Here is a 26,299-nt window from a genome sequence, read left to right on the forward strand (position 1 = left end):
AAATGGAATGAAAAAATGGGTTCAACGGGTGGCTTGTTTTATGCTGCTGATCACTTTATGGGCGGGTTGGTTCACTCTGACCGTAAAGGCCTCCTCCTATGTGCAAACATCTGGTACACATTTTGTATTGAACAACCACCCATTTTACTTTGCTGGCACAAATAATTATTATTTCCATTACAAATCAAAAAAGATGGTAGATGCTGTTTTTGACGATATGAAGGCAATGGATTTAAAGGTTATTCGTATTTGGGGATTTCACGATGGTACCCCTCAAGAAAACTCAGTCTTACAATCTCGTCCAGGTGTTTATGAAGAATCCGGTTTTCAAAAACTAGACTATGCGATTTATAAAGCAGGGCAGGAAGGAATCAAGCTGGTCATCCCACTCGTGAACAATTGGGATGACTTTGGCGGGATGAATCAATATGTGAAGTGGTTTCAGGCAGGATCACATGATCACTTTTATACAGATTCTCGGATTAAAACAGCTTACAAAAACTATGTGCGCTATGTATTAGAGAGAACCAATACGTACTCAGGTGTTCAATATAAAGATGATCCTGCTATCATGACATGGGAGCTCGCCAATGAGCCGCGCGCTCAGTCAGACCCTCCGGGAGATATACTAGTAAACTGGGCAGATGAAATGAGTGCATGGATCAAATCAATTGACTCGAATCACCTTGTTGCAGTAGGAGACGAAGGGTTCTTTCGCATGACAGGTCATGACGATTGGTTTTACAGTGGGGGAGAAGGTGTTGATTGGGATCGTTTGACTGCTCTCCCTCATATTGATTATGGAACCTATCATTTATACCCGGATCACTGGAATCAGTCTGCTGCATGGGGAGTGAAATGGATAAAAGATCATATCACCCGAGGAAACGCAATTGGCAAACCTGTTGTATTAGAAGAGTTTGGCTATCAAAATCAAGTAGCCCGTCCTGATGTATATGATAGCTGGCTGAAGACAATTGAACAGCTCGGAGGCGCAGGTAGCCAATTTTGGATTTTAACAAGCATTCAAGACGATGATTCCCTCTACCCGGATTATGACGGTTTTCGAGTTTTAAAGGAGAGCCGGGAGGCAGGAATCATTCGTGAACACGCCAAAAGAATGAATGGAAAGAACTGATGAAGAATGCCTGTTTATAAGGAACTTCATTTGCATAAAAAAATTGGATATGGTATAGTTTTTATGGAAATGCTAACGATTACCGAGACAAGAGTGGGGAAACCCGCTCTTTTGTATTGAACAGGCAATTTTTGTCTCGACATTATTCATCCGTTTTCTGCTCCCCCTGCTCACAATAAAGCAGGGTTTTTATGCAGAATGATTGATAAGAGCGTTTATCGAAAGCACAAGGAGGAAGAGAATGAGCAAAAAAGTAGTGGACATCGTAAGCGACATGGTACAGCCAATTTTAGATGGCTTACAGCTTGAACTCGTTGATGTTGAATTTGTCAAAGAGGGTCAAAACTGGTTCCTTCGCGTATTTATTGACTCTGACAAAGGCGTCGATATCGAGGAGTGTGCCAAAGTGAGCGAAGCCTTGAGCGAAAAGCTTGATGAGGCAGATCCAATTAGCCAAAACTACTTTCTTGAAGTGTCCTCTCCTGGAGCGGAGCGCCCATTAAAGAAAAAAGCTGATTTTGAAAAAGCACTTGGAAAAAATGTTTTCATGAAAACATACGAACCAATTGATGGTGAAAAGGCATTTGAAGGTGAGCTTACAAGCTTTGATGGTGAGATTGCAACAGTGACAGTGAAGATCAAGACAAGAAAGAAAGAGATCAATATTCCATATGAAAAAATTGCTAACGCAAGATTAGCAGTTTCGTTCAATTAACCTTTTCATTGATATAAGGGGGAACCATAAAAATGAGTAGTGAGTTGTTAGATGCCCTGACTGTTCTTGAGAAAGAGAAGGGCATTAGTAAAGAAATTATTATTGAAGCGATAGAAGCTGCACTCATTTCTGCATACAAGCGTAATTTTAACCAAGCACAAAATGTGCGTGTTGATTTAAACCGTGAAACGGGAACGATTCGCGTATTCGCAAGAAAAGATGTTGTAGATGAAGTGTATGATTCTCGTCTTGAAATCTCTGTAGATGATGCAGCAAATATCAACCCAAATTACATGGTTGGTGACGTGGTTGAAATTGAAGTCACACCAAAAGATTTCGGACGCATTGCAGCTCAGACAGCGAAACAAGTCGTGACGCAGCGAGTGAGAGAAGCAGAGCGAGGTGTGATTTACACTGAATTTATCGATCGTGAGGAAGACATCATGACGGGAATCGTTCAGCGAATTGACAGTAAATTCATTTACGTGTCACTTGGCAAAATCGAAGCCCTTCTTCCGGTCAACGAACAAATGCCAAATGAGGACTACAAACCACATGACCGCATTAAAGTGTTCATTACGAAAGTAGAAAAAACAACAAAAGGACCACAAATTTATGTATCAAGAACACACCCAGGTCTTTTAAAGCGTTTATTTGAAATCGAAGTGCCAGAAATTTATGATGGTACTGTAGAGCTTAAATCTGTCGCTAGAGAAGCAGGGGACCGTTCTAAAATATCTGTTCGTACAGATGATCCTGATGTTGATCCAGTTGGTTCTTGTGTTGGACCTAAAGGTCAGCGTGTACAAGCAATTGTCAATGAGCTGAAAGGCGAAAAAATTGACATTGTTCATTGGTCTAATGACCCGGTTGAATTTGTTGCCAATGCGTTAAGTCCATCAAAAGTTCTTGATGTCATTGTAAATGAAGAAGATAAGGCGACAACTGTCATTGTCCCTGATTATCAGCTGTCATTAGCCATTGGCAAAAGAGGTCAAAATGCGCGTCTTGCAGCGAAACTAACGAGCTGGAAGATTGACATTAAAAGCGAAACAGATGCAAGAGAACTCGGTATTTTCCCAAGAACTGAAGACTCTGAATCTCTTTTCTTAGAGGCTGAACCAGTAGCTGAGGAATCTGACGAATAAGAGGTGATATAAAAGGTGAAAAGCCGAAAAAAAATCCCGCTTAGAAAATGCGTCGTGACGGGAGAAATGAAACCAAAGAAAGAACTGATTCGCGTTGTTCGTTCAAAAGAAGGTGAAGTGTCTGTTGACGCAACCGGAAAAATGAACGGGCGCGGCGCTTACCTTTCTCTCGATAAAGAAACCATTCTTGCGGCGAAGAACAAACGTAGTTTACAGCAGCAATTTCAGACACAGATTGACGAACACATTTTTGAAGAATTACTAGAACTAGCTGAAAAGGTGAAAAAACCTAATGACTGAATCTGAATGGTATCCTTTGCTTGGTCTAGCAAATCGAGCTCGTAAAGTCGTGTCAGGAGAAGATCTGGTGATCAAAGAAATTAGACATGCGCGTGCTAAGCTGGTTCTTCTTGCAGCAGATGCCTCATCCAACACAGAGAAAAAGGTATCTGACAAATGCAAATTTTACAATGTTCCGGTTAGAAAAGTTGAAGACCGTTCCGTTCTCGGACGTTCTATTGGGAAGGAAGCTCGCGTAGTTGTCGCTGTCACTGACCAAGGCTTCGCTAAGAAGCTCATAAGCTTGCTCGATTAATTTATTTGGGGGTGAACGAATGGCTAAAGTGAGAGTATATGAATACGCAAAAGCCATAGATGTTTCAAGTAAAGATATTATAGCAGCGCTTAAGGATATGAACGTGGAAGTGAACAACCACATGGCGACGCTTGAAGACGACACTGTGAAAAAGCTAGACGCTATCTATAAAAAAGCCAAAGCAAAAGAGACAGCTAACGAGAAACCCGCAGAACAAAAAAAACAATCATCTAACAAAAACAATGATAGAAAGAAGAATGACGTGCAGAATAATCAATTTAATAAAAACAAAAAAAACAACAACCAAAACAAAAACAAAAATAAACGCGGCGGCAACAACAAGGCGCAGCATCAGCAAGCAAGACCTGTGAAGCCGAAAAAAGAGCTTCCTGAAAAAATTGAATTTACAAATTCAATGACAGTCGGCCAGCTTGCTGACGAGCTTGGCAAAGAAACTGCTGAAATCATCAAAAAACTGATGATGCTTGGTGTCATGGCTACGATCAACCAAGAGCTCGACAAAGATACAGTCGAATTAATTGCTTCTGAATATGGTGTTCCAGTAGAAGAAGTGATCATTTTAGAAGAAACTGAACTTGAAAAGTATGAAGTTGAAGATAAAGAAGAAGATATGCAAGTACGCCCTCCAGTAGTAACGATCATGGGACACGTTGACCACGGGAAAACAACGCTTCTTGACAGCATTCGTAAAACGAAAGTTGTTGAAGGCGAAGCGGGTGGAATTACGCAGCATATTGGTGCATACCAAATTGAAGAAAACGGTAAGAAAATCACGTTCCTTGATACACCAGGACACGCAGCTTTCACTACGATGCGAGCACGTGGTGCTGAAGTAACAGATACGACGATCTTGGTCGTTGCAGCAGATGACGGTGTCATGCCGCAAACGATTGAAGCGATCAACCACGCAAAAGCGGCAGAGGTGCCAATCATTGTGGCTGTCAATAAAATTGACAAACCAACAGCGAACCCTGACCGTGTGATGCAGGAGTTAACTGAGCATGGTCTTGTACCTGAGGCTTGGGGCGGCGAAACGATTTTCGTTCCACTATCTGCGAAAACAGGTGAAGGTATTGATGAATTGATCGAAATGATCCTTCTTGTCAGCGAAGTAGCAGAACTAAAAGCCAACCCAAATCGTGCGGCAAAAGGAACTGTGATCGAGGCTGAGCTTGATAAAGGAAGAGGTTCTGTTGCAACCCTTCTTGTTCAAACAGGTACACTTCAAGTAGGTGACCCAATCGTTGTCGGAAATACATTTGGCCGTGTACGTGCAATGGTCAATGACATCGGACGCCGCGTGAAAACAGCAGGACCATCTACACCTGTTGAAATCACTGGTTTAAATGATGTACCGCATGCAGGGGATCAGTTCCTCGTATTCAAAGATGAAAAAACAGCTCGTCAAGTCGGTGAGGCGCGTGCGTCTAAACAACTTGATGAACAGCGTTCAGACAAAGCGAAATTATCTCTCGATGACCTATTTGAGCAAATCAAACAAGGTGATGTGAAAGATATCAACTTAATCGTAAAAGCAGACGTACAAGGTTCTGCTGAAGCACTGACGGCAGCTCTTCAAAAAATTGAAGTAGAAGGCGTCAAAGTGAAAATCATCCATACGGGTGTTGGAGCGATTACAGAATCTGATATCATTTTAGCAAGTGCTTCTAATGCGATTGTGATCGGATTTAACGTACGTCCTGATGGCAATGCGAAGAGCACAGCTGAAACAGAAAACGTAGATATCCGCTTACACCGCATCATCTACAAAGTCATCGATGAAATTGAAGCTGCGATGAAAGGGATGCTTGACCCTGAATATGAAGAAAAAGTCATCGGTCAAGTTGAAGTTCGTCAAACGTTCAAAGTATCAAAAATCGGTACAATTGCTGGTGGCTATGTCACTGAAGGTACCATTACTAGAGACAGTGGTATCCGCTTAATTCGTGATGGCGTCGTTATCTTTGAAGGTGAAGTCGACGTATTAAAACGATTCAAAGACGATGTGAAAGAAGTTTCACAAGGCTATGAATGTGGTATTACCATTAAGAAATACAATGATATCCGTGAAGGTGATGTCATGGAATCATTCGTTATGCAAGAAATCGAAAGAAAATGATCGGTTATACCGAGTGTGAGTGTATGATCTATGATGCATCCTCACTGAAGGAAAAACGTGCGGTTCTGCAGCGTATCATGACAAGAACGCGCCATAAATTCAATGTGACCATTGCTGAAATGGACTATCAGGATACATGGCAGCGTACTTCGATCGGAATCGCCGTCATTTCCTCCTCCCGGGTTCAAGTGGAAAAGGAACTTCAGCGTGTGTTAAGCTTTATTGATTCTTTTCCGGAAATTGAACGAACGATCACGAAAACTGAGTGGTTTTAACTAGAGGTGATAAGATCATGAGTATGAGAGCAACCCGTGTGGGTGAGCAAATGAAAAAAGAATTAGGCGACATCCTTGGCAGAAAGCTAAAAGATCCAAGAATCGGCTTTTTGACTGTAACGGATGTTGAAGTATCCGGTGATTTGCAAATTGCCAAAGTCTATATTTCTGTTCTTGGCGACGAGAAGAAAAGAGAGGAAACCTTAAAAGGCCTTGCAAAGGCGAAAGGGTATATCCGCTCTGAAATTGGCAATCGAATCAGACTTCGCAAAACACCAGAGCTTCACTTTGAATTCGATGAGTCTGTAGATTACGGTAACCGAATTGAAAGCCTGATTGCTGAACTAAACACAAAAGATCACGAATAAGACGTTGAAATAAGGATAGGCGATGATCGTCTGTCCTTTTTCATCGTTTATGAAAGGAGAGAACGCAGGTGCAAAACGGTGTTCTTTTATTACATAAAGAAAGAGGCATGACCTCTCACGACTGTGTGTTTAAAGTGAGAAAGATTTTACACACAAAAAAAGTGGGACATACAGGGACACTCGATCCAGAGGTTTCAGGTGTTCTGCCTATTTGTATTGGACGAGCGACAAAAATTGTGGAGTACTTAACAGATAAATCGAAAACGTATGATGCGGAAATCACCATTGGATTTTCTACAACAACAGAAGACCAAACAGGTGAAGTAGTAGAAGAAAAAAAGGTGCCGGTACCGATGTCAGAAGATGACATTGATGCTGCGTTGAAACAATTTGAAGGAACCATTGAACAGATTCCCCCCATGTTTTCTGCTGTCAAAATTGGCGGAAAAAAGCTCTATGAATATGCAAGGCAAGGCATTGAAATTGAACGTCCAAGCCGTGAAATTACCATTCATCGCATCGAGCGGACAACACCTGTCACATTTGAAAATGGAAAGGTATCCTTTAGATTCACCGTACTGTGTTCAAAAGGCACATATGTGAGAACGTTAGCCGTCGATATCGGAAAAAAACTCGGGTTTCCAGCCCACATGTCTCACCTCATTCGCATAGGATCTGGTGACTTTACGTTAGATGAATGTATCACTCTTGATGAGTTGCGGGAGATCAGCGAGGAAGGAACGGTTGAGGAACATCTTGTGCCGATCGAGCGTGCGCTCAATCATTTGCCGAAATGGGAGATAAATGATACATTAGCAAGTAAAGTGGAAAACGGTGCAGTCCTACCTATGCCTGATGAATTTGCTCATTTTGCAGAGGAAGATCGTGTCGCTGTCTTTGCTCCTTCAGGCCGTTGTATGGCGATTTATATGAAGCACCCGACCAAACAGAACCTGATGAAGCCGGCGAAGATTTTATCACAGGACAAGCAATCTTAAAGAAAAGGTGACCATCTCGTGAAGACTATACATATTTCACACCCACATACATTGAATCAAAAGGATCAAGTCCCGTCTGTGATGGCTTTAGGGTATTTTGACGGTGTTCACCTCGGACACCAAAAAGTGATTGATGTAGCGAAAAACATTGCGGAAAAAGAGGGTTTAGCTCTAGCTGTCATGACTTTTCATCCGCATCCATCACATGTTCTGCAAAAAGCACGTGAACCAAAAGACTTAATCACACCGCTTGAAGATAAGATTGATTTTATCGAACAATTAGGTGCTGACTACTTATACATTGTGCAATTCAGCGAAAGCTTTGCCGCACTGTCTCCTCAAGAGTTTGTCGATCAATATTTGGACGAACTGAATGTGAAGCATGCAGTCGCTGGTTTCGATTTTACCTTCGGCCGGTTTGGTGCAGGCACAATGGAAACGTTTGACGAATACGGGAAAGGGCGGATTGCTGCGACCATTGTACCTAAGCTTTCCAACCAAGACCGGAAAGTCAGCTCGACCCTTATACGTTCCGCATTGAAAAATGGAGACGTTGAATATGTGAGTGAGCTTTTAGGGAAACCGTATCAGCTGCGCGGCATTGTGATTCATGGAGATAAACGAGGACGCACGATTGGCTTTCCAACCGCCAATGTTGGTTTATCTGCTGAATACATCATCCCGCCAACAGGCGTATATGCAGTGAGAGCGGAAGTGAAAGGCAAGGTGTATGACGGTGTTTGTAACGTTGGCTACAAACCAACATTTTATGAAAAACGTCCTGATCAGCCTGCGATTGAAGTGAACCTTTTTGATTTTAACGAAGAAATTTATGGTGAACCGATTAAATTACAGTGGTACAAACGGATTCGCAGTGAACAAAAATTTAACGGTATCCAAGAATTAACGGCTCAAATTAGTCAAGATAAAGAAGAAGCGATTCAGTTTTTTCAAGATCATCTTCATTAAACAAAAAAATCGCAGAAAAACCGCTCTATCATTTGCAAAATCGGCATATTTTTAGTATGATAATTCCTGTAGCTTTAAAACCACTTACTTGGCAGGCCGACTTCACCGACGGTTGCGAGGTAGATGGGGCTAACATGATTTGGAGGTGAAACAGGATGGCTATTACTCAAGAGCGTAAAACTCAATTAATTAATGAGTTCAAAACACACGAATCTGATACTGGATCTCCAGAAGTTCAGATCGCTGTCCTAACAGAATCAATTAACAACTTGAACGAGCATTTACGTACTCATAAGAAAGATCACCACTCACGTCGCGGTCTTTTGAAAATGGTAGGTAGACGTCGTAATCTTCTTACGTATCTACGTAATAAAGACGTAACTCGTTACCGTGAGTTAATTAACAAACTAGGCTTACGTCGATAATCGTAAAAAGCGGGAGGATTCCCGCTTTTTTATCGTATAATCACTAATATTTTATGGTTAAAATGTTGAAAGAATGGCAAAAACCCTTCTACATACAGCTTTCACATTGATATGTGAAAATCATTTTGTTCATAATAAGAAATAACCTAAAAACTTTACGACAAGAGAGGAGTTTATCTCAGAATGGGACAAGAGAAACAAGTCTTCACCATAGACTGGGCTGGACGTCAACTGACAGTTGAAACTGGCCAGCTTGCAAAGCAAGCAAACGGAGCGGTTCTCGTACGCTACGGAGATACGGCTGTGCTTAGCTCAGCAACAGCTTCTAAAGAACCAAAACCACTTGATTTTTTCCCGCTCACTGTAAACTACGAAGAAAGATTATATGCAGTTGGTAAAATTCCTGGTGGTTTCATTAAAAGAGAAGGCCGCCCAAGTGAAAAAGCAATCCTTGCGAGCCGCTTAATTGACAGACCGATCCGTCCACTATTTGCAGACGGATTTAGAAATGAAGTACAAGTCATTAGTATTGTCATGAGTGTGGATCAAGATTGTTCATCTGAAATGGCTGCAATGTTTGGCTCATCTTTAGCTTTATGTGTGTCTGACATTCCATTTGAGGGACCAATCGCTGGCGTGACAGTAGGACGAGTAGATGGAAAACTCATCATCAACCCAAATGTTGAGCAGCTTGAACAAAGCGATATCAACCTTGTTGTAGCTGGAACAAAAGATGCAATCAACATGGTAGAGGCTGGTGCTGATGAAGTACCAGAAGAAACAATGCTTGAAGCCATCATGTACGGCCATCAAGAGATCAAACGCTTAATCGAATTCCAAGAAGAAATTGTGAAAGCTGTCGGTAAAGAAAAAATCGATATTCCTTTATATGAAGTCGATCAAGCATTAGCAGAGGAAGTAAAACAACTTGCTGAAGCGGATCTACTGAAAGCGATTCAAGTACATGAGAAGCATGCTCGTGAAGATGCCATCAGTGCTGTGAAAAAAGCTGTCGTTCAAAAATTTGAAGAAGAAGAGCGTGACGAAGCAACGATTAAACAAGCGAAGGATGTCTTAAATAAGCTTGTGAAAAACGAAGTTCGCCGCCTTATTACTGAAGAGAAGGTACGTCCAGATGGACGCGGCGTCGATCAAATCCGTCCACTTTCTTCAGAAGTAGGACTTCTTCCAAGAACGCACGGTTCAGGATTGTTTACAAGAGGCCAAACACAGGCACTCAGTATTTGTACATTAGGTGCACTTGGTGATGTACAGATTCTTGATGGTCTTGGTGTTGAAGAGTCTAAGCGATTCATGCACCATTATAACTTCCCGCAATTCAGTGTTGGTGAGACCGGTCCAATGCGTGGTCCAGGCCGTCGTGAGATTGGACATGGTGCGCTAGGCGAACGTGCATTAGAGCCAGTCATTCCATCTGAAAAAGATTTCCCTTATACGGTTCGCCTTGTGTCTGAGGTGTTAGAATCAAACGGTTCTACTTCACAAGCAAGTATTTGTGCGAGCACACTTGCGATGATGGATGCAGGTGTTCCAATTAAAGCACCAGTTGCAGGGATTGCAATGGGACTTGTTAAATCTGGTGAATACTACACAGTGCTGACAGACATTCAAGGAATGGAAGATGCACTTGGAGATATGGACTTTAAAGTAGCAGGTACATCTAAAGGTGTAACAGCGCTTCAAATGGACATCAAAATCGATGGTCTATCAAAAGACATTTTAGAAGAAGCACTTCAACAAGCGAAAAAAGGAAGAATGGAAATTTTAGATAGCATGCTGTCAACGATTCCAGCTTCTAGAGGAGAATTGTCACGTTATGCACCAAAAATCTTAACGATGACAATCAATCCAGATAAAATTCGCGATGTCATTGGACCAAGCGGTAAACAAATCAATAAAATCATTGAAGATACCGGTGTGAAAATTGATATTGAACAAGACGGTACAATCTTTATCTCTTCTACTGAAGAAGACATGAATCAAAAAGCTAAAAAAATCATTGAAGATCTTGTCAGAGAAGTTGAAGTTGGCCAACTTTACTTAGGTAAAGTAAAACGAATTGAAAAATTCGGTGCCTTCCTTGAAATCTTCAGCGGCAAAGATGGACTTGTTCATATTTCTGAGCTTGCACTTGAACGTGTTGGCAAAGTAGAAGATGTCGTGAAGATTGGTGACGAGCTACTCGTCAAAGTCACTGAGATCGATAAACAAGGCCGTGTGAACCTTTCTCGTAAAGCTGTTTTACGTGAAGAAAAGGAAAAAGAAGAAAAGCAGTCTTAATGAGAACAAATAAAATGTGTTAGAAGCCAGGTATCCGTGCCAGGCTTCTTTCTTTTCTTGCGCGCAACAATAGTTCTAGCTTGTTTCTCCCCATCATAATTTGTGGTAAAGGGGAGGGACAACCATTGAAAAAAACGATACCATTCTTTGTGTTTGTATTTTTACTGCTCGTGTCATATCAAACGATGAAGCAGCCGGCTGCTGTTACATATATGAATTCAATGAAAGAGCACGCCGAGGTAGCATCTGTTTCAAAAGATATTCTGTATCAAGAGATCGAATCGAAGTCTTCTGACTATGAAGAGAAGCCGCAAAATGCTAAGATTGATAAAGTGTGGAAAAAGATGCCTGGTTTAAACGGACAGACAGTCGATATCGATGCTTCTTACGAAAAAATGAAAAAACAGGGCTCTTTTAATGAAAAGCTGCTTGTTTTTAAAGAAACAAAACCATCTGTCCATTTACATGAACTTGGTGCTGAACCTATCTATAAGGGACATCCAGACAAAAAGATGAATGCATTCCTGATCAATGTAGCTTGGGGCGACGAGCATTTAACAAAGATGTTGAATACACTAGAAAAGCATCAAGTGAAGGCAACCTTTTTCTTAGAAGGCAAATGGGTGAAAAACAGTCCAGACCTTGCTAAAAAAATCGTGGCAGATGGTCATGAAATTGGAAATCATTCATACAATCACCCGGATATGCGCACACTGACAAGAGAACGAGCATTAGAGCAGATGATTAAAACAAATCGCCAAATTGAAGAATCCCTTGGAAAAAAACCGATATGGTTTGCGCCTCCAAGTGGCAGCTTTAAAGAAGAAACAGTAAAGCTTGCGAAACAAGAAGGAATGGAAACCATTATGTGGACAGTAGACACGATCGACTGGCAAAAACCATCACCAGCTGTATTACAAAAACGAGTGCTTGGGAAAATTCACAATGGGGCGATGATATTAATGCATCCAACAGACGCAACAGCGAGAAGTCTTGACGCACTTATCACTCAAATCAAAGAAAGAGGATATGAATTAGGAACGGTTTCTGACCTCCTAAGTGAAAAAAGACATCCGTGATGCGATCTGTTTGTTGAATAGGAGGAGCAAAACTTGGTCAAAACGTATACATGCCAAAACGGAGTAAGAATTGTACTTGAAAACAATCCCACTGTAAGGTCTGTCGCAATTGGCGTCTGGATTGGAACAGGTTCTAGACATGAGACACCAGAAGTAAATGGGATCTCACACTTTTTAGAGCATATGTTCTTTAAAGGAACAAAGACGAGATCTGCACGTGATATCGCAGAATCCTTTGACCGCATTGGTGGTCAAGTGAATGCCTTTACGTCAAAAGAATATACTTGCTATTATGCAAAGGTACTTGATTCACATGCTGGGTATGCCCTCGATGTGTTGAGTGACATGTTTTTCAACTCTGCTTTTGACGAAGAAGAGCTGAAGAAAGAAAAAAATGTGGTCTATGAAGAAATTAAAATGTATGAAGATACTCCTGATGACATCGTTCATGATTTGTTAAGCAAAGCTATTTACGGTGATCATTCATTAGGTTATCCGATTTTAGGGACAGAGGAAACACTCTCTACTTTTAACGGAGATTCCCTTAGAAAATATATGGACGAATTCTATACGCCGGATCGCGTCGTCATCTCTGTAGCAGGGAACGTCGATGACACCTTCATTCGTGAGGTCGAAACATTATTTGGCTCGTATGAAGGAAAGGGGAAAAAGCAGCCTGTCGAAGCCCCGCAATTCCACTATGACAAACTGACACGCAAAAAGGAAACAGAACAGGCGCATCTTTGCATGGGCTTTAACGGACTTCCTGCTGGAGATCAGGGCATCTATGACTTAATCGTCTTAAATAATGTTCTAGGCGGTAGCATGAGCAGCCGGTTGTTCCAAGATGTAAGAGAAGATAAAGGACTTGCGTATTCTGTATTCAGCTATCATAGTTCATTTGCAGATAACGGAATGCTGACGATCTATGGTGGAACTGGAGCGAAGCAGCTAAATCTGCTATCTGAAACCATCTTACAAACATTAGACGTCTTAAAACGTGAGGGAATTACGCAGAAAGAACTTGAAAACTCTAAGGAGCAAATGAAAGGCAACCTCATGCTTAGTCTTGAAAGCACAAACAGCAAGATGAGCCGAAATGGTAAAAATGAATTACTCCTTGGCAAACATCGTACGCTTGATGAAATTATTGATGAAATCAATCGCGTCTCATTAGACGGCGTGAACAATTTATCGAAAAGAATCTTTACAGAAGATTATGCTCTCTCGCTTATTAGTCCAACGGGTGATCAGCCATCATAATGTAAACAACACGGCAGACTTCTCAAGAGGTCTGCCGTTTATTGTATACCAAGAAGAAAGGGGCCCTGCGTTCATGAAACACGAAAAACTGAAACAGCTATCTCCGCTTCTTAAACAAGCCATCTCTTTCCAGCCGATGACATCTGGATTTTCGGGAGACCGCACCTTTTTGGTCATAACGCCTAGTGAAAAGCTAGTACTCAAGCTATCAGACATTCAGAAATATTCCAGTTTGAAAAAGAAAGCGTCCATTCAGCAGAAGTTAAAAAATCGAGGCGTTATTTGTTCTGAAGTGATGGAGGTCGGAGTGAGTGCTGAACAAAACTGTACCTTTCGTATTTTTCCATTTATCGAAGGAGAGATTGCTAGAGCATCCATTCATCTGCTCACAGAAGAAGAGCAGTATGAAATCGGAAGGCGGGCAGGCAGAGACTTGAGTATCATGCATACATGCGATGCCCCTTTTTATGCAGCCCCCTGGGATAAGAAGGTATTAGCGAAACATGAACGGTATGTACATGCCTATCAATCAAGCGGAGTGACCTTTTCCCATGATCAGTTCGTATTAGATTTTATTCAGTCACATGCTGATGCGGTAAAAGGGAGGCCAAACCAGTTCCAGCATGATGATTTTCATTTAGGGAATATCATTATACAGCGTCATCAATATGCTGGGGCGATCGACTTTGATCAATCCGACTGGGGCGATCCGATTCATGACTTTTATAAACTGTCTTTATTTAGTCGAGAAAGAAGCATTCCATTTTCAGCCGGGCAATTGGATGCCTATTTAAGTACGCAGACAACACATGATTTTTGGCTTCTTTTTTCCATCTATACAGCCATGAGCTGTTTTTCTTCTATTGTTTGGACGTTATCCTATGACCCGGGGCATGTAAAAGACATGGTGAATCGAGTGGAGAGAATGCTGACAGACCATAAGCGTTTTACTCAACTGACGCCAGTTTGGTATACAGATTGGCTTCATTCGTGACGTGTAGAACGGGACGGTCTATTCCCCCTCCCTGCTGCATATATGATATGGAAGGGGAGTGATGCGATTTTGAGGCTGAGTGAGCTGTCAGGAAAAGAGATCGTCGATATTAAAAGAGCGGAGCGGCTTGGCGTGCTTGGACAAACCGACCTTGAAATAAATGAACAGGACGGTCAAATTACAGCACTCATCATACCTTCCGTCAAATGGTTTGGCTTTCGAAAACAAGGAAATGACATCCGCGTTCCGTGGAATCACATTCAAAAAATAGGATCAGATATGATCATTCTCGATGTGCCTGAAGAACTTCAGCCGCACGGAGAAAAAGAGCACCCATCATAAAAGGGTGCTCTCAGCGTGTAGACAAACTCTCGCATTCTTTATCAGTCCTGCGTGCTGGTGCTCACGAATGTCAAATTCGCTCCGCGCCAGTACTCGTCCTTCCTAGGGCTGCAAAGGTTTTCTATCACGCTGAAAAAAAGACAAAGGGCTAAAATCAAGATCGTTTTAGCTCTTTGTCCATGATTTGAAAGGGCACCCACAATAAATGGGTGCTCTTTTTCTTTTCTCTCCCCGATTTGTTCACAGGCTGAATCCTCTCCTCATATGCTGAAAGGGAGATTCGGAAAATATTACAGACTTTTTTAAATAAAGAAGGTGAACGGTCAGTATGTTGAGCGGTTTAACGGTTGCGGTGATCGGGGGAGATGCTAGGCAGCTTGAAATCATTCGCAAGCTGTCACAGCAGCATGCCAAAGTGTTTTTGGTCGGATTTGATCAGCTGGATCATGGATTTATTGGTGCTGAAAAGCTGAAAATGTCAGAGCTTCCATTTGAACAAGTGGATAGTATGATCCTTCCGGTATCAGGTGCTACAGACGAAGGGGTCGTTGCCACCGTTTTTTCAAATGAGAAGGTCGTGCTAGAAGCTAAATATTTAGAAAGAACCCCTGCACATTGTACCTTGTACTCAGGTATTTCTAATATGTACTTAGACAATATGGCAAAGCAGGTGAACCGGAAGCTTGTGAAGCTGTTTGAGCGAGATGATATTGCCATATATAACTCTATTCCAACAGTTGAAGGGATTATCATGATGGCCATTCAGCAAACGGACTATACGATTCATGGGTCACATGTCGCTGTTCTCGGACTTGGTCGAACAGGGCTCACCATTGCCCGCACATTTCGGGCGCTAGGTGCGGAAGTGAAAGTTGGTGCTGCGGATACAGCCCATTTAGCGCGAGCCTTTGAGATGGGACTTGATCCATTTTCAATGGACCGTTTAAAAGATGAAGTAACGGATGTCGACATCATCATTAATACGATTCCAAGCTTAGTATTAGATTCATCTGTCATCGTCAGCATGACACCAAAGACACTCATTTTGGATATCGCCTCCCGCCCAGGTGGAACAGACTTTGACTTTGCACAAAAGCATGGAGTGAAGGCGCTTCTTGCACCAGGACTTCCAGGGATTGTGGCACCAAAGACAGCCGGGCAGATCATTGCAAAAGTGCTTTCTGGTCTCTTATGTGAACTTGCGGAGGAAAAAAGGGGGATGGAATCATGACTACACTAAAAGGGAAAAGAATCGGCTTTGGTTTAACAGGTTCTCACTGCACGTACGAAGCCGTTTTTCCGCAAATCGAATCACTCGTGAAAGAAGGGGCAGAAGTGCGTCCTGTCGTGTCATATACGGTGCAAAATACGAATACGAGATTCGGAGAAGGAGCGGACTGGATTGAGCGGATTGAGAAGCTGACAGGATTTCAAGCGATTGACTCAATCGTCAAAGCAGAGCCGCTTGGACCAAAACTTCCACTTGATTGTATGGTCATTGCGCCTTTAACAGGCAATTCAATGGCGAAATTTGCAAATGCACTGACAGACAGTCCAGTCTTAATGGCTGCTAAGGCGACCATTCGTAATCATCGCCCTGTCGTTTTAGGCATTTCCACCAATGATGCATTAGGTTTAAATGGTACAAATCTCATGAGACTCATGTCGACAAAGAACATTTTCTTTATTCCATTCGGCCAAGATGATCCATTCAAAAAACCGACTTCCATGGTAGCGCATATGGATCTACTGACGAAAACAGTAGAAGAGGCGCTCGAGCATAGACAAATTCAGCCCATTTTAATTGGATCAAACGAATAATAGATTCACTAGAAAATCATGAAAGATTCAAAAAAGGTACTTCAAGCCTTGCTTTTCTATGGTAAAATAAAATGTAAAAAGTCATAGGATGGCCATCCGAAAGAAAAGAATCATGGATGGGTCGGAAGGAGTTTTACTGATGGGAAGAGGATTGCATGTAGCTGTAGTTGGAGCGACTGGAGCTGTCGGTCAACAAATGTTAAAAACACTAGCTGACAGAGATTTTGAAATGGATACACTTACTCTACTATCCTCAAAACGTTCTGCTGGAACAAAAGTGACATTCAGAGGTCAAGAGTATACCGTTCAAGAAGCAACACCTGAAAGCTTTGAAGGGGTCAATATTGCACTATTCAGTGCGGGAGGAAATGTTTCCAAAGCGCTAGCTCCTGAAGCGGTCAAACGAGGTGCAATTGTTGTCGATAATACAAGTGCTTTTCGTATGGACGAAAATACCCCTCTTGTCGTACCAGAGGTAAACGAAAAAGATTTGCATGACCATCAAGGGATCATTGCAAACCCTAACTGTTCAACGATTCAAATGGTGGCGGCGCTAGAACCGCTTCGTCAAGCGTATGGCATGAAAAAAGTCATTGTGTCTACTTACCAAGCAGTATCAGGTGCAGGACATGAAGCCATTGACGAACTGTACAGCCAGTCGCAAGCCATTTTAAATAAAGAAGATGTGAAACCAGAAGTCATGCCTTATCAAATTGCCTTTAATGCGATTCCGCAAATTGATAAATTCCAAGACAATGGCTATACATTTGAAGAAATGAAAATGATCAATGAAACGAAAAAAATCATGCACTTGCCAGAGCTAGAAGTAGCGGCAACATGTGTGAGACTGCCAATTGAAACGGGTCATTCAGAATCGGTTTACGTTGAACTTGAATCAAATGACGCAACGGTTGATGACGTCAAGTCCATCCTAAAAGATGCACCAGGCATCACATTACAAGATGATCCGTCTCAGCAAATTTATCCAATGCCTGCAGATGCTGTTGGTAAAAACGACGTATTTGTCGGCCGCATTCGGAAGGATTTGGATCGTCCAAATGGCTTCCATATGTGGATTGTATCTGATAACCTGCTAAAAGGCGCTGCATGGAACTCCGTTCAAATTGCAGAAAGCTTACGAGCATTAAAATTAGTTTAACATTCAATGGATGATGAGGACGAATAGAAGAGAGTTAGGCATCTTTCGCCTGCTCTCTTCTGTTACGTCAGAATGAACTTGGAGTGAAAACAGTGAAAATAATTGTCCAAAAATTTGGCGGTACATCTGTCAAAGATGATCAAGGGAGAAAAAGGGCACTTGCACATATCCTATCTGCAAAAGAGAAAGGCTATAAATCGGTCGTTGTCGTGTCTGCGATGGGACGAAAAGGCGATCCTTATGCGACAGATACGCTACTTGGTCTGCTTTACGGCAATGCGCAGCATATGACAAACCGAGAAAAAGATTTACTCGTGTCTTGCGGAGAAAATATTTCAGCTGTTGTTTTTTCAAGTATGCTGAATGAAAACGGGCTAAAGGCTGTTGCGATGACAGGATCACAGGCAGGCTTTGTGACAGATAAAGAACATACAAATGCGAAAATTATTGACATGAAGTGTGAACGTCTTGAGGCGGCACTTTCAGAGCATGATGTGGTTGTCGTTGCTGGATTCCAAGGCGCTGCAAAAAATGGAGACGTGACAACAATCGGACGAGGCGGCAGTGATACGTCAGCTGCTGCGTTAGGCGCTGCATTGCAGGCAGATTTCATCGATATTTTTACAGATGTAGAAGGGGTCATGACAGCAGATCCACGTATCGTAGAAAATGCAAAACCACTGAGAGTCGTGACATACACAGAAATTTGTAACCTCGCATACCAAGGGGCAAAAGTCATTCACCCTAGAGCTGTTGAAATTGCCATGCAAGCAAAAGTACCAATGAGGGTCCGTTCAACATACTCTGATGATGAGGGCACACTCGTGACATCACACTACTCAGATAAAATGAGTCATGATGTGTACGACCGCCTGATTACGGGTATTGCACATGTCAATGATGTCACACAAATCAAAGTCCCAGCTAAAGAGGGACAGTACAGCGTACAAACAGAAGTCTTTAAAGCAATGGCAAATGCCCAAATCAGTGTCGATTTCTTCAACATTACACCGAGCGAAATCGTCTATACGGTGACAGGTGCAATGACTGAAAAAGCAACGGCGATCCTAAAAGATCTGGGCTATACGCCGATTGTCACGACAAACTGTGCAAAGGTATCAGCTGTTGGAGCAGGCATTATGGGTGTACCAGGTGTCACATCTAAAATTGTATCTGCACTATCTGAGCAAAATATTCCGATCTTACAGTCCGCTGACAGTCATACGACGATTTGGGTGTTAGTGAACGAAGAAAACATGAGAGCGGCTGTTAATGCCCTTCATGAAGTGTTTGAACTTTCAAGATAAATGTGATTGAATCATGATGAGGTGAAAAAAATGAATTTCGGAAATATCGCAACAGCTATGATTACACCTTTTGATAAAAAGGGCAACATTGATTTCCAAAAGCTATCAATTCTCATTGATTACTTGTTAAAAAACGGCAGTGACTCTTTAGTCGTTGCAGGGACAACAGGCGAATCGCCAACTTTATCGACTGAAGAAAAAGTCGCTCTTTTTCAGCAATCGGTGAAATTAGCAAATGGTCGTTGTAAAATCATTGCAGGAACAGGCAGTAATAACACAAATGCGTCTATTAAACTAACGAAAAAAGCAGAAGAATCGGGCGTTGATGCAGTGATGCTTGTCGTACCTTACTACAACAAGCCATCACAGGAAGGCATGTATGCACACTTTAAAGCAATTGCCGAGTCTACATCTCTTCCTGTCATGCTTTACAATGTACCAGGAAGAACGGTTGCTTCATTAGCACCAGAAACAACGATTAAGCTTGCGCAAATACCGAACATTGTCGCAATCAAAGAAGCAAGCGGTGATCTAGATGCCATGACAAAAATCATTGCAGAGACACCAGAAGATTTTGACGTTTACTCTGGTGACGACAGCCTAACGCTTCCTGCGGTTGCGGTTGGTGCAAAAGGGGTCGTCTCTGTGGCTTCTCATATCGTAGGCCTTGATATGCAGCAAATGCTAAAAAGCTACGCTTCAGGACAAACAGCGAATGCGGCATTGATTCATCAAAAGCTGGTGCCGATTATGAACCAGCTGTTCTCAGCGCCAAATCCAACGCCTGTCAAAACAGCTCTTCAGCTGAAAGGATTAGATGTCGGATCCGTTCGACTCCCGCTTTTACCTTTATCAGAAGAAGAGAGACTGAATTTAAGCAGCGTATTAAACAGCTGATCAAAACAAAAAAATTCGTAAGCGGTCATTCTCAGATGTCCCTGAGTATGACCGTTTTTTATACATAAACACTTTCTTAAAATGTGACTTCATCTTGTTTTCTAAAATTAGATTCAGTTATAATAGCATTAAGCGATGATGGACGGGCTTGAGACTAGGAGGATAAGAATTTTGAAAAAGAAAAATACAGAGAACGTAAGAATTATTGCACTGGGAGGCGTTGGAGAAATCGGGAAAAACTTATATGTCATTGAGATTGATTCCGACATATATGTTGTAGATGCAGGACTCATGCATCCAGAAAACGAAATGCTAGGCATTGACGTGGTCATTCCTGATATCTCTTATTTAACAGAACGAGCTGATCGGGTGAAAGCAATTTTTCTTACCCACGGACATGATGAAGCAATCGGAGGCGTATTCCATTGCTTAAGCAAATTGTCTGTACCAGTTTACGGCACGAAGCTGACCCTTGCGTTACTTCGAGAAAAGTTAAAGCAATACGGCTTCAATCAAAAAGCTGATTTGCGAGAGGTTCATGCAAAGTCAGTCATTACATTTGAAACAACAAAGGTATCGTTCTTTAGAACGAATCACAGTATTCCTGATTCAGTCGGAATCAGCTTCAAAACATCTCTTGGTTCAATCGTATGCACAGGTGATTTTAAATTTGATCAAACCCCAGCGCTTAACCAAGCCTGTGACATCGGAGAGATTGCGAAAATTGGAAACAATGGCGTTTTAGCACTTCTTTCAGACAGTGCAAATGCTGAAAAACCAGGCTATACACCTTCTGAGGCGCTCGTCCAAGACGAAATCTCAAATGCGATGTACAATGCTGAAAATCGTGTGATTGTCGCTGTATCTTCATCAAATATTAATCGTGTACAGCAAATCATTAATGCCACAAACCAAAATGGCCGTAAGCTTGCAGTAGCAGGGAAAAATATGATGACAACGCTTCAGCTTGCGATCAAACTTGGTTATGTGACAGCAGACGAAGAATTATTTGTTCCAGTCCAAGAAGTGAAAAAAATGGCGAAAAACAGTGTGGTCATTCTCACAGCAGGAAGCCACGGTGAGCCTCTCGCTGCTTTAACAAAAATGGCGAAACAAAATCACAAACAGCTTCATATTGAAAAAGATGACACGGTTGTGATTGCGTCTACACCTCTTCCAGGACAAGAACTCACCTATTCAAAAACGGTGGATTTCCTTACAAGAAGCGGAGCACAAGTGATTTTTGCTCAAAAACGTGTGCATGTATCTGGACATGGCTGTCAAGAAGAGTTAAAGCTCATGCTGAACTTACTGAAGCCAAAGTATTTAATTCCAGTAAACGGCGAATATCGCATGCAAAAAGCACATTCTCGTATTGCTGAAGAAGTGGGCATGAAACGAAGCGACATTTTCTTAATTGATAAAGGGGATGTTGTGGAATTTAGAGGTCAAAACGTCAAAATCGGTGAAAAAGTACATCAAGGGAACATTTTGATCGACGGTCTTGGTGTTGGTGATATTGGGAATATTGTCTTGCGTGATAGACGACTATTGTCTCAAGATGGCATCTTAATTGTGGTCATTACGCTCGATAAACAAAAGAAACAATTAATTTCTGGACCTGAGATCATCACAAGAGGATTTGTTTATGTGAGAGAATCCGAAGAGCTGATTGTGAAAGCAACAGAAATGGTCAAAGGGATTGTGAAAGAGCAAACGGAAAACTCAATTGTTGAATGGTCAACACTGAAACAATCCATGCGCGATGTACTAAATCAATTCCTATATGAAAAAACAAAACGTAAGCCAATGATCATTCCAATTATTATGGAAGTGTGATGAGAAAAGTCCAAAGAGCACAAGCTCTTTGGGCTTTTTTGATGTGACATGATGAATGCGGATGGAATGTGACGATCTTGTTCATAATAGGAGGAGAGTTTTTAGGAAAGGATGGAGACAAATGGACGAACAGAATGAACAGCAGCCTGAGCGAAAACCAGAAGAAAAAGATAGCATTATGAGCAAAATACAACAGCTTGGTGAAACAGCCGTCCCGCAGTTGTCACAAGATACAAACATACATTGCCTGACTATTATTGGACAAATTGAAGGGCACATGCAGCTGCCGCCACAAAATAAAACAACCAAATACGAACATGTCATTCCACAAATCGTAGCAGTTGAACAAAACCCAAAAATTGAAGGGCTTCTAATCATTTTAAATACAGTGGGCGGCGATGTAGAAGCAGGACTAGCTATTGCAGAAATGCTCGCTTCTTTATCCAAACCGACTGTATCCATTGTGCTTGGCGGCGGCCACTCTATTGGGGTCCCAATCGCCGTATCGTGTGATTATTCATACATTGCCGAAACAGCAACGATGACCATTCACCCTGTACGCTTAACCGGTCTAGTCATCGGTGTTCCGCAAACCTTTGAATACTTAGATAAAATGCAGGAAAGAGTCATAAATTTTGTCACGAGTCACTCAAACATTACAGAAGAGAAATTTAAAGAGCTTATGTTCTCTAAAGGCAATCTAACAAGAGACATCGGGACAAATGTCGTTGGCCATGAGGCGGCGGAATACGGGTTGATGCATGAAGTAGGCGGCGTTGGACAAGCGATTAAAAAGCTGAACGAGCTCATTGGAGAACGGACAGCACAAAACGAGGGGCTGATCCAATGATTTTATATACACCTATGCCTTATGAAGCCATTTACGCTGAGGAACAAGGAGAACGCAAACTCCAGCAGGTAAACATTCAGGGCGTGCCAGTGATGGTTGAAATGAAAGAAGATGAAGCGGAAATCGTTCAAGTAATGAGTACGAATCCAATGGATTTTTTGAATCAGGAGCTTGCACCAGGTAAGCGATTGAAGTTACATTTAGGCACCAATCAAACCGACTCATATGAATGATTCTATGCTATAATAAAGGGAAAACTTACAACAAGATGCAGCCAAAACCAGGCTGCTTTCTTTCTGATCTTTTCGTAGGTTATATTTTCTTTTGTAGTAAGGTGATGAGTATGGCGAAAAAGAGAAAACGTAAAACAAGAAAAAAACAAAATAAACAGCTAAAACTGAAATATGAACTAAATGGGTTAGTCTGTATTGCCATAGCGATCATTGCCATTTTACAGCTAGGTGTAGTTGGACAAACCTTTGTACATCTATTCCGATTCTTTGCAGGTGAATGGTTTATTCTCTGCCTTATCGGATTATTTCTTTTTGGTGTAACGATTTTTTGGAAAAAACAAATTCCTGATTTACTGACAAGAAGAAAAGCAGGTTTATACTGCATCATTGCGAGTATCTTGCTTTTGTCCCATGTGAAGCTTTTTCAGCATCTTTCAGCTGCAGGCGTGATAGGCTCTCAAAGTGTAATCAGAAATACGTTTGAGTTATTCTTAATGGATATGAAAGGTGAGACAGGCTCGCCCGATTTAGGAGGCGGTATGATCGGTGCTGTATTATTTGCGGCCTCCTATTTCTTGTTTGCACAAGCAGGATCTCAAATCATGGCCATTGTGCTAATGCTGATCGGCATTGTTCTGATCACAAACCGGTCACTGCAAGAAATGGTCAAAAAAGTGACGCTACCTGTATCACAATTTTTGGTGAAGCAGTGGAAAGCATTTATTGAAGATATGAAAGGCATAAGGCAGGCGAAAAAGAATGCACCTGCGCAGAGAACAAGTGAAAAGAAAAAACGTTCACGCTTGCAAGAAGAGGCCGAAGAAGATCATGATCATATCTTGATCGAGGAAGAAGAGCAGGCTTCTGACAATCGTCAGCCGATTATCTCAAGTTTTGCTGATAGAGATGACATGCTCACACCGCCGGTTCAAAAAGATCAGCCGGTCAAAGAGCCAGATCCTCTTCAAGAAACTGTACAAGGCACTCCGTCTCATGATACAGGGGATGAACCGAAAGAAGCTCCGCCTATGACGTTTACGGAGCTTGAAAATAAGGATTATGAGCTGCCATCGCTTGATATTTTAGCTGAACCGCAGCATTCAGGTCAGCAAACAGATAAGAAGAATATTTATGAAAATGCAAGAAAGCTTGAAAAGACCTTCCAAAGCTTTGGTGTAAAAGCAAAAGTGACACAAGTTCATTTAGGTCCGGCCGTCACAAAATATGAAGTATACCCTGATGTCGGCGTGAAGGTAAGTAAGATCGTCAACTTGAGTGATGATTTAGCCCTTGCATTAGCAGCAAAAGACATTCGAATTGAGGCGCCGATTCCTGGTAAATCCGCCATCGGAATTGAAGTTCCCAACGCAGAAATTGCGATGGTTTCTTTAAAAGAGGTTTTAGAATCGAAACAAAATGACCGCCCAAATGCCAAGCTACTCATCGGACTGGGCCGAAATATTTCTGGTGAAGCTGTGCTGGCTGAAATGAACAAAATGCCGCATTTACTTGTGGCTGGCTCGACAGGAAGCGGAAAAAGCGTATGTATCAATGGCATTATCACAAGTATTCTCATGAGAGCAAAACCTCATGAAGTGAAGATGATGATGATTGACCCGAAAATGGTTGAATTAAATGTTTATAACGGCATCCCGCATCTGTTGGCTCCAGTTGTAACCGATCCTAAAAAAGCCTCACAGGCACTTAAAAAAGTGGTTAGTGAAATGGAGCGCCGTTATGAATTGTTTTCTCATACGGGTACAAGAAATATTGAAGGGTACAATGATTACATTAAACGAATGAATCAATCAGAAGAGGCGAAGCAGCCAGAACTCCCTTATATTGTCGTCATTGTAGACGAGCTTGCTGATTTAATGATGGTTGCTTCCTCTGATGTGGAAGATTCCATTACAAGGCTTTCTCAAATGGCACGTGCTGCAGGGATTCATTTAATTATCGCCACACAGAGACCTTCGGTTGATGTCATTACTGGTGTCATTAAAGCCAATATTCCATCCCGTATTGCATTTAGCGTATCGTCACAAACCGATTCAAGGACCATTCTTGATATGGGAGGCGCAGAAAAATTGTTGGGCAGAGGGGATATGTTGTTCTTACCGGTCGGTGCGAACAAACCAGTTCGTGTACAAGGCGCCTTTTTATCAGATGAAGAAGTGGAACATGTCGTTGATCATGTCATCACACAGCAAAAAGCACAATATCAAGATGAAATGATCCCAAGTGAAGAAACGCAAGATCAGCTTGGGGCTGTGGACGACGACTTATATGATGAAGCAGTTGAACTGATCATTGGTATGCAGACGGCCTCTGTTTCTATGCTGCAAAGGAGGTTCCGCATCGGTTATACTCGTGCTGCACGTCTTATTGACGCAATGGAAGAGCGCGGGGTTGTCGGACCATATGAAGGAAGTAAACCGAGAGAAGTCCTCCTCTCAAAAGAACAACATGACGAGCTCTCTTCATAATTCGAAGAGAGCTTTCCTAACATAAAGTTAACAATATATTGATTATGTTAACTGGATGTCAGACTATTTATTTATTTGCAAAAACATGATATAGTTATGTTCATCTTATCTCGGAATAGAGATTTCTCATCTTATCATTTGCATTGATTAGACGGAGGGAAAACATGTCGACCAAAACAGACAATCGCCATTTATATTTGAAAGTGATTGACCGTATTAAAGAAGATATTCAAACAGGCGTATATGCCGAAAAAGAAAAGCTACCTTCTGAATTTGAGCTCTCAAAGCTTTTAGGCGTGAGCAGAGCGACCCTTCGTGAAGCCCTTCGTATATTAGAAGAAGAGAAATATTTAATAAGAAGGCATGGTGTGGGGACTTTCGTCAACTCAAGACCGCTTTTTTCTACTGGCATTGAACAGCTGACAAGTGTTACAAAAATGATTGAACAGGTCAATATGACACCAGGTACCATCTTTTTGTCCTCACAAGAAGGGGAGCCGACGGAGAATGATGTCATTCGTTTTCAGTGTGATGAATCCGAGAAGGTTTTTTCAATGGAACGCGTTCGAACAGCAGATGGACAGCCAGTCGTCTATTGTTTAGATAAAATTCCGGTTAAACATCTTCCCGCTTCTTTTACTCATGAGGAAGAATCGCTTTTTGAGCTGTTTGGCAGAGAACCGCACAGCGGAATTAAATATGCAGTGGCAGACATCGAACCGATTGGTTATCACGATCAGGTTTCACCGATATTAGAATGTGACCCAGAAACAGCGTTACTCTTACTGAAACAAATGCACTATGATCAAGACGATCAGCCGGTCTTATACTCGCTCAATTATTTTCGAGCGGATAAATTCAGCTTTCATGTCATACGTAAACGATTTTAAAAAGCAGTCGCTTCCATAGGCGGTTGCTTTTTGTTTGTCTATACATAAAACCCGTGAAACGTGCCAC

26 protein-coding genes are annotated in these 26,299 nt (G+C 41.9%); all 26 read left to right on the forward strand.

Annotated elements, in window-relative coordinates:
• The first annotated feature begins 7 nt into the window (after positions 1 to 7).
• The gene (locus NSQ64_RS09115) at positions 8 to 1,138 is read left to right on the forward strand and encodes a glycoside hydrolase 5 family protein (RefSeq protein ID WP_341016075.1); all 1,131 of its coding nucleotides are present in this window, start codon (positions 8 to 10) and stop codon (positions 1,136 to 1,138) included.
• 241 nt (positions 1,139 to 1,379) lie between these two features.
• A complete protein-coding gene (gene rimP, locus NSQ64_RS09120; RefSeq protein ID WP_008344744.1) occupies positions 1,380 to 1,853 on the forward strand; it encodes a ribosome maturation factor RimP in 474 nt (157 codons plus the stop codon).
• Positions 1,854 to 1,885: 32 nt separating this feature from the next.
• The gene (nusA, locus tag NSQ64_RS09125; RefSeq protein WP_007499530.1) at positions 1,886 to 3,001 is read left to right on the forward strand and encodes a transcription termination factor NusA; all 1,116 of its coding nucleotides are present in this window, start codon (positions 1,886 to 1,888) and stop codon (positions 2,999 to 3,001) included.
• Between the two features lie 15 nt (positions 3,002 to 3,016).
• The gene (gene rnpM / locus NSQ64_RS09130) at positions 3,017 to 3,301 is read left to right on the forward strand and encodes an RNase P modulator RnpM (RefSeq protein WP_008344742.1); all 285 of its coding nucleotides are present in this window, start codon (positions 3,017 to 3,019) and stop codon (positions 3,299 to 3,301) included.
• A complete protein-coding gene (locus tag NSQ64_RS09135; protein ID WP_007499528.1) occupies positions 3,294 to 3,596 on the forward strand; it encodes a YlxQ family RNA-binding protein in 303 nt (100 codons plus the stop codon). The genes rnpM and NSQ64_RS09135 overlap by 8 nt, the downstream gene beginning before the upstream one ends.
• Positions 3,597 to 3,615: 19 nt before the next feature.
• Positions 3,616 to 5,736, forward strand: coding sequence for a translation initiation factor IF-2 (gene infB, locus NSQ64_RS09140; RefSeq protein ID WP_007499526.1), 2,121 nt, complete (start codon positions 3,616 to 3,618; stop codon positions 5,734 to 5,736).
• The gene (locus tag NSQ64_RS09145) at positions 5,733 to 6,011 is read left to right on the forward strand and encodes a DUF503 domain-containing protein (protein WP_017359071.1); all 279 of its coding nucleotides are present in this window, start codon (positions 5,733 to 5,735) and stop codon (positions 6,009 to 6,011) included. The genes infB and NSQ64_RS09145 overlap by 4 nt, the downstream gene beginning before the upstream one ends.
• 17 nt (positions 6,012 to 6,028) lie before the next feature.
• Positions 6,029 to 6,379: a 30S ribosome-binding factor RbfA gene (gene rbfA, locus NSQ64_RS09150; RefSeq protein ID WP_007499525.1), complete on the forward strand. Its 351-nt coding sequence runs from the start codon at positions 6,029 to 6,031 to the stop codon at positions 6,377 to 6,379.
• Between the two features lie 68 nt (positions 6,380 to 6,447).
• Positions 6,448 to 7,377: a tRNA pseudouridine(55) synthase TruB gene (gene truB / locus NSQ64_RS09155; RefSeq protein ID WP_024720372.1), complete on the forward strand. Its 930-nt coding sequence runs from the start codon at positions 6,448 to 6,450 to the stop codon at positions 7,375 to 7,377.
• An 18-nt stretch (positions 7,378 to 7,395) separates the two neighbouring features.
• On the forward strand, positions 7,396 to 8,346 hold the full coding sequence (gene ribF, locus NSQ64_RS09160) for a bifunctional riboflavin kinase/FAD synthetase (RefSeq protein ID WP_058337341.1): 951 nt from the start codon (positions 7,396 to 7,398) through the stop codon (positions 8,344 to 8,346).
• A 155-nt stretch (positions 8,347 to 8,501) separates the two neighbouring features.
• Positions 8,502 to 8,771, forward strand: a complete 270-nt coding sequence (gene rpsO / locus NSQ64_RS09165; RefSeq protein ID WP_008354438.1) for a 30S ribosomal protein S15 — start codon at positions 8,502 to 8,504, stop codon at positions 8,769 to 8,771.
• Between the two features lie 183 nt (positions 8,772 to 8,954).
• Positions 8,955 to 11,072, forward strand: coding sequence for a polyribonucleotide nucleotidyltransferase (gene pnp, locus NSQ64_RS09170; RefSeq protein ID WP_007499522.1), 2,118 nt, complete (start codon positions 8,955 to 8,957; stop codon positions 11,070 to 11,072).
• Between the two features lie 125 nt (positions 11,073 to 11,197).
• Complete coding sequence (locus tag NSQ64_RS09175; protein WP_375830612.1) at positions 11,198 to 12,151, forward strand: polysaccharide deacetylase family protein; 954 nt, start codon at positions 11,198 to 11,200, stop codon at positions 12,149 to 12,151.
• A gap of 33 nt (positions 12,152 to 12,184) precedes the next feature.
• The gene (locus tag NSQ64_RS09180; protein ID WP_007499520.1) at positions 12,185 to 13,414 is read left to right on the forward strand and encodes a M16 family metallopeptidase; all 1,230 of its coding nucleotides are present in this window, start codon (positions 12,185 to 12,187) and stop codon (positions 13,412 to 13,414) included.
• Between the two features lie 73 nt (positions 13,415 to 13,487).
• On the forward strand, positions 13,488 to 14,408 hold the full coding sequence (locus NSQ64_RS09185; RefSeq protein WP_024720373.1) for an aminoglycoside phosphotransferase family protein: 921 nt from the start codon (positions 13,488 to 13,490) through the stop codon (positions 14,406 to 14,408).
• A 69-nt stretch (positions 14,409 to 14,477) separates the two neighbouring features.
• A complete protein-coding gene (locus NSQ64_RS09190) occupies positions 14,478 to 14,750 on the forward strand; it encodes a YlmC/YmxH family sporulation protein (protein ID WP_008344726.1) in 273 nt (90 codons plus the stop codon).
• 328 nt (positions 14,751 to 15,078) lie between these two features.
• Positions 15,079 to 15,981 (forward strand): dipicolinic acid synthetase subunit A, encoded by a 903-nt coding sequence (gene dpaA, locus NSQ64_RS09195; RefSeq protein ID WP_017359065.1) that lies wholly within the window; start codon positions 15,079 to 15,081, stop codon positions 15,979 to 15,981.
• Positions 15,978 to 16,571, forward strand: a complete 594-nt coding sequence (dpaB, locus tag NSQ64_RS09200; protein WP_017367267.1) for a dipicolinate synthase subunit B — start codon at positions 15,978 to 15,980, stop codon at positions 16,569 to 16,571. Before dpaA ends, dpaB begins: the two co-directional genes overlap by 4 nt.
• 139 nt (positions 16,572 to 16,710) lie before the next feature.
• Positions 16,711 to 17,730, forward strand: coding sequence for an aspartate-semialdehyde dehydrogenase (gene asd, locus NSQ64_RS09205; RefSeq protein WP_017359063.1), 1,020 nt, complete (start codon positions 16,711 to 16,713; stop codon positions 17,728 to 17,730).
• 92 nt (positions 17,731 to 17,822) lie between these two features.
• Positions 17,823 to 19,037, forward strand: a complete 1,215-nt coding sequence (dapG, locus tag NSQ64_RS09210; protein ID WP_019744173.1) for an aspartate kinase — start codon at positions 17,823 to 17,825, stop codon at positions 19,035 to 19,037.
• A 30-nt stretch (positions 19,038 to 19,067) separates the two neighbouring features.
• The gene (gene dapA / locus NSQ64_RS09215) at positions 19,068 to 19,934 is read left to right on the forward strand and encodes a 4-hydroxy-tetrahydrodipicolinate synthase (RefSeq protein WP_268382641.1); all 867 of its coding nucleotides are present in this window, start codon (positions 19,068 to 19,070) and stop codon (positions 19,932 to 19,934) included.
• Between the two features lie 171 nt (positions 19,935 to 20,105).
• The gene (gene rnjB / locus NSQ64_RS09220; protein WP_008344715.1) at positions 20,106 to 21,773 is read left to right on the forward strand and encodes a ribonuclease J2; all 1,668 of its coding nucleotides are present in this window, start codon (positions 20,106 to 20,108) and stop codon (positions 21,771 to 21,773) included.
• A gap of 121 nt (positions 21,774 to 21,894) precedes the next feature.
• Positions 21,895 to 22,623, forward strand: coding sequence for a ClpP family protease (locus NSQ64_RS09225; RefSeq protein ID WP_341016085.1), 729 nt, complete (start codon positions 21,895 to 21,897; stop codon positions 22,621 to 22,623).
• Positions 22,620 to 22,856 carry a YlzJ-like family protein gene (locus NSQ64_RS09230; RefSeq protein WP_008344712.1) on the forward strand — a complete coding sequence of 79 codons (237 nt, stop codon included), beginning with the start codon at positions 22,620 to 22,622 and terminating at the stop codon, positions 22,854 to 22,856. Before NSQ64_RS09225 ends, NSQ64_RS09230 begins: the two co-directional genes overlap by 4 nt.
• 110 nt (positions 22,857 to 22,966) lie before the next feature.
• Positions 22,967 to 25,342, forward strand: a complete 2,376-nt coding sequence (locus NSQ64_RS09235) for an FtsK/SpoIIIE family DNA translocase (RefSeq protein WP_341016087.1) — start codon at positions 22,967 to 22,969, stop codon at positions 25,340 to 25,342.
• A 164-nt stretch (positions 25,343 to 25,506) separates the two neighbouring features.
• Positions 25,507 to 26,232, forward strand: a complete 726-nt coding sequence (locus tag NSQ64_RS09240; protein ID WP_008344706.1) for a GntR family transcriptional regulator — start codon at positions 25,507 to 25,509, stop codon at positions 26,230 to 26,232.
• Positions 26,233 to 26,299 lie beyond the last annotated feature (67 nt).

It is taken from the genome of Bacillus sp. FSL W8-0183, assembly GCF_038006825.1.
GTDB classification, from domain to species: Bacteria; Bacillota; Bacilli; order Bacillales; family Bacillaceae; genus Bacillus; species Bacillus altitudinis.